This window comes from Nocardia sp. NPDC060220 (assembly GCF_042727815.1).
Lineage (GTDB): Bacteria > Actinomycetota > Actinomycetes > Mycobacteriales > Mycobacteriaceae > Nocardia.
The window spans coordinates 1-3,588 of the sequence record NZ_JBHWZY010000725.1; the positions used below are offsets into that span (position 1 = coordinate 1).

At 65.5% G+C, this 3,588-nt stretch carries 4 protein-coding genes; 1 reads left to right on the top strand and 3 read right to left on the bottom strand.

Annotated features, from left to right (window positions below; genetic code table 11):
• Together rplL and rplJ are read right to left on the bottom strand one after the other, a co-directional pair.
• Positions 1-355 (bottom strand): 50S ribosomal protein L7/L12 (rplL, locus tag ACFWF3_RS28495; protein ID WP_379316567.1); only part of this gene is annotated, 355 nt, incomplete at its 3' end.
• A 62-nt stretch (positions 356-417) separates the two neighbouring features.
• Entirely contained in the window at positions 418-981 is a 564-nt protein-coding gene (rplJ, locus tag ACFWF3_RS28500; RefSeq protein ID WP_062988862.1) for a 50S ribosomal protein L10, read from the bottom strand.
• 417 nt (positions 982-1,398) lie between these two features.
• Between rplJ and ACFWF3_RS28505 the strand changes: the two genes are divergently transcribed.
• On the top strand, positions 1,399-3,015 hold the full coding sequence (locus ACFWF3_RS28505) for an MFS transporter (protein ID WP_378990963.1): 1,617 nt from the start codon (positions 1,399-1,401) through the stop codon (positions 3,013-3,015).
• A 40-nt stretch (positions 3,016-3,055) separates the two neighbouring features.
• Here ACFWF3_RS28505 and ACFWF3_RS28510 read toward each other — a convergent pair.
• Positions 3,056-3,588 (bottom strand): NADPH-dependent FMN reductase (locus ACFWF3_RS28510; RefSeq protein ID WP_379316569.1); only part of this gene is annotated, 533 nt, incomplete at its 5' end.

The following is a 3,588-nucleotide window of genomic DNA, read 5'->3' on the forward strand; positions in this document are numbered from 1 at the left end:
CTTCGAGCTTCGCCTTGGCGGCCTCGGCGGCATCCTTGGCGACCTTCTCCAGGATCGGCTTCGGGGCGCCCTCGACCAGGTCCTTGGCTTCCTTCAGGCCCAGGCCCGAGACGATCTCACGGACCACCTTGATGACCTGGATCTTCTTGTCGCCGGCACCCTCGAGGATGACGTCGAACTCGTCCTGCTCTTCGGCAGCCTCGGCCGGAGCAGCGCCACCGGCGGCCGCGACGGCGACGGGGGCAGCGGCGGTGACGTCGAAGGTCTCTTCGAAGACCTTGACGAACTCAGCGAGCTCGAGCAGGGTCAGCTCCTTGAAGGCGCCGATCAGTTCTTCGGTGCTCAGCTTTGCCATGGTGGTTCCTTTCGTGGTGTACCTCGCAGCGCATACGCACCCCGAGGCGGGTAATAGATGTCTTATTCGGCGTCAGCCGCGGGTGCTTCTTCGGCAGCAGGAGCGCCTTCGGCACTCGTGCGCTTCTCGAGCAGCGCCTGGGCGAGCCGGGCGACCTGCGAAGCGGGAGCGGCGAACAGGGCGGCAGCCTGCGAAGGCTTGGCCTTGAACGCACCGGCCAGCTTGGCCAGCAGCACCTCGCGCGAATCGAGGTCAGCGATACGCTCGACCTCGGACACGGACAGCGCGCGGCCGTCCATGTATCCGCCCTTGATGACCAGGGACTTGTTGTCCTTGGCGAACTGCTTGAGCGCCTTGGCGGCATCGACCGGCTCACCCTGGATGAAGGTGATAGCGGTCGGGCCGACGAACAGCTCGTCGAGACCCGCCACACCGGCTTCGCCGGCAGCGATCTTGACCAGGGTGTTCTTGGCGACGGAGTACGTGGCGTCGGCGCCGAGCGCACGACGCAGCTCGGTGAGCTTGCCGACCGACAGGCCACGGTATTCCGTGACAACAGTGGCCGTGGAGTTCTTGAACTGCTCCGCGATCTCCGCGACAGCGGTGACCTTTTCAGGTTTCGCCATACTTCGCCTCCTCTCTGATGTCGGTTTCGTTGGTGCACTACCGAATCAGGGGCCGGCGACAAAACGAACGCCCCGGACGCAAGGCGTACCGGGGCGCAAAATATCTTCGGCCTCAGCTCTCCCTGCGTGGGTCGCCGGCAATGTCGCCGGACCTTCGATCGACACCGTGAAATTCGGCATCAACGACCAACGGTCTTCGGTAGAACGAATGGGTGTGGTCTTCGCCGGACGTATGCACATCCCGCATGACCGTTGACCACTGTACCTGCACCTCCCCCCATCTGCCAAAACGGGTATCTCCCGGTCCGATTCGGCCGGATTTGCTGTGACACAGACCACTTCGGCGACGCAATGTGGCAGTGATCCTACCGAGAAGGTGTTACGCAGGGTGACAGTAATCTGGTTCACTCCAATGCTATGGCAACCTCCATAGTCGCTCCATCAGTGCTGCTGGACCGGCGTTCGCAGCGGTTTCTCGCGCTCGCCGTCATCTGTCTGGCCGAATTGCTCGTGGTACTCGACAACACGATCGTCAACGTCGCCCTTCCCTCGATCGGCGTCCAGCTACGGACCGGAGTCTCCGGCCTGCAGTGGGTCGTCGACGCCTACACCCTCACCTTCGCCGGCCTGCTGCTGGCGGCAGGCAACCTCGGCGACCGCTACGGCCGCCGCCGGATCATGACCATCGGCCTCGTCGGCATCGCGGTGATGTCGGTCGGCGGCGCACTCGCCGAAACGATGACGCAGGTCATCGTCGCCAGAGCCGCGATGGGCGTTTTCGCCGCCGCGGTCTTCCCCGCCACCCTCGCCCTGATCATCAATATCTTCACCGACCGGCGCGAACGCGCGCTGGCCATCGCCGCGTGGACCGCGATGGCCGGGTTCGCAATCGCCATCGGCCCGATCTCCGGCGGCTGGCTGCTCGAACATTTCAGCTGGCATTCGGTGTTCTGGATCAACGTGCCGGTGGCGCTGGTCGCGCTGGTCGCGACGCTGATCTGGGTGCCCGAATCGCGCGCCGACCACATCGGCAAGCTCGATCTCGTCGGTATCGCGCTCTCGATCGCCGGGATCACGTTGCTGGTGTGGTCGATCATCGAAGCGCCGCACAATGGCTGGCTCTCGCTCACCACACTGTGCACCGCGGCGCTCGGCACCGTCCTGCTCGCCGCCTTCGTCACCTGGGAATTGCGCACTGCCGCACCGATTCTCGACATGCGGCTGTTCCGCAACCGCCGATTCTCGTTGCCCGCGCTGGCAATCGCCATCGGCTACTTCTCGATGTTCGGTTTCCTTTTCCTGATCACCCAGTATTTCCAGGGCGTGCGCGAATACACCCCGCTCGAATTCGGTATCGCCTCATTGCCGTTCGCCTTCTCGGTCGCCATCGGCGCACCGGTCGCGACGCTGCTGGCACAACGGGTCGGTACCACCGCGGTACTGGTGATCGGCCTGCTACTCATCGGCGCGGGCCTCTACCTCGGCGGACAGGTCACCGTCGACAGCAGCTACCTGATCGGCGTGCTGCCCTCGATGGTGTTGATGGCGCTGGGTCTGGGCATCGTGCAGGGACCGGCCACCGAATCGATCATGTCCTCGCTGCCACTGAACGAGGCGGGGGCGGGTTCGGCGGTCAACGACACGACCCGCGAGATCGGCGGCACGCTCGGTGTCGCGGTGCTCGGCTCGATCGTGGCCTCGTACTACACCAGCCGGATCGGCGCACGCATCGACGCCATCCCGATGGGCATCATGAACGACAACGAGAAGAGCCTGGTCAAGGCCAGTCCACTGAGCGTGCTGGAACTGCGCAAACGTGAGCTCGCGCCGTTCTTCGAGACCCAACGCGAGAACCTGATCGTCGCCATGAAGGCCGCGACGCTCCAGGGCGCCCACGCCGCGTCCCTGGTCGCCACCGTCGCGGTGCTCGTCTGCGCGGTGATCGTGGCGATCTTCCTGCCATGGCGGCCGCATGACGGAGAGTCCGTACTGCTCGGCTGGCGCGAGACCGAGGACACCGAGGCGAAGAACTGACCGCACGCGCACCGGGCTGTCGCGGCCCGGTGCGCGCACGTCACACTCCGATTCGACGCAGATGAGCAGCCAGCTCGATCAGTGCGATCGACGCGTTCAGCGCAAACTCCCGATCCGCGACCAGACCGTCCTCGTCGACCTCGGCGCCGAGCACCGGCACTCGCAGACACGCCCGCTCGACGACATCGGCGCCGACGTAACCGAGCACCGTGGACAGCGTGTCCAGCGCACCCTCGCCGCGGCCCGGTTGGGCCACCGACAACCAGGCCGTGGGCTTCTCGTACAGGTCCGCCGTACCGACGGTCCAGTCGAGCAGGTTCTTCAAGCTGCCGGGCAGCGTCCCCGCGTATTCGGGGGTGCAGATGAGCACCGCGTGCGCGGTGGCGAGCTCGGCGCGGAGGTCGACTACCGCGCGATAGTCGTCCGGATCGTCGCCGGGAACGAAAGCGGGCAGGTCACGCAGGCCGGTATAGAGGTCGGCGCGCATCCCGTCGAGCGCGAGCCCGGCCAGGGTGCGGAGGGCGGCGGTATTGGTAGATCCGGCTCTGGTGCTACCGGAGATCAGCAGAATCC

Excerpts from the sequence above, each read along its gene's own strand:
- ACFWF3_RS28505 (WP_378990963.1), top strand. The coding sequence starts at position 1,399 with ATGGCAACCTCCATAGTCGCTCCATCAGTGCTGCTGGACCGGCGTTCG.
- rplJ (WP_062988862.1), bottom strand. The coding sequence starts at position 981 with ATGGCGAAACCTGAAAAGGTCACCGCTGTCGCGGAGATCGCGGAGCAG.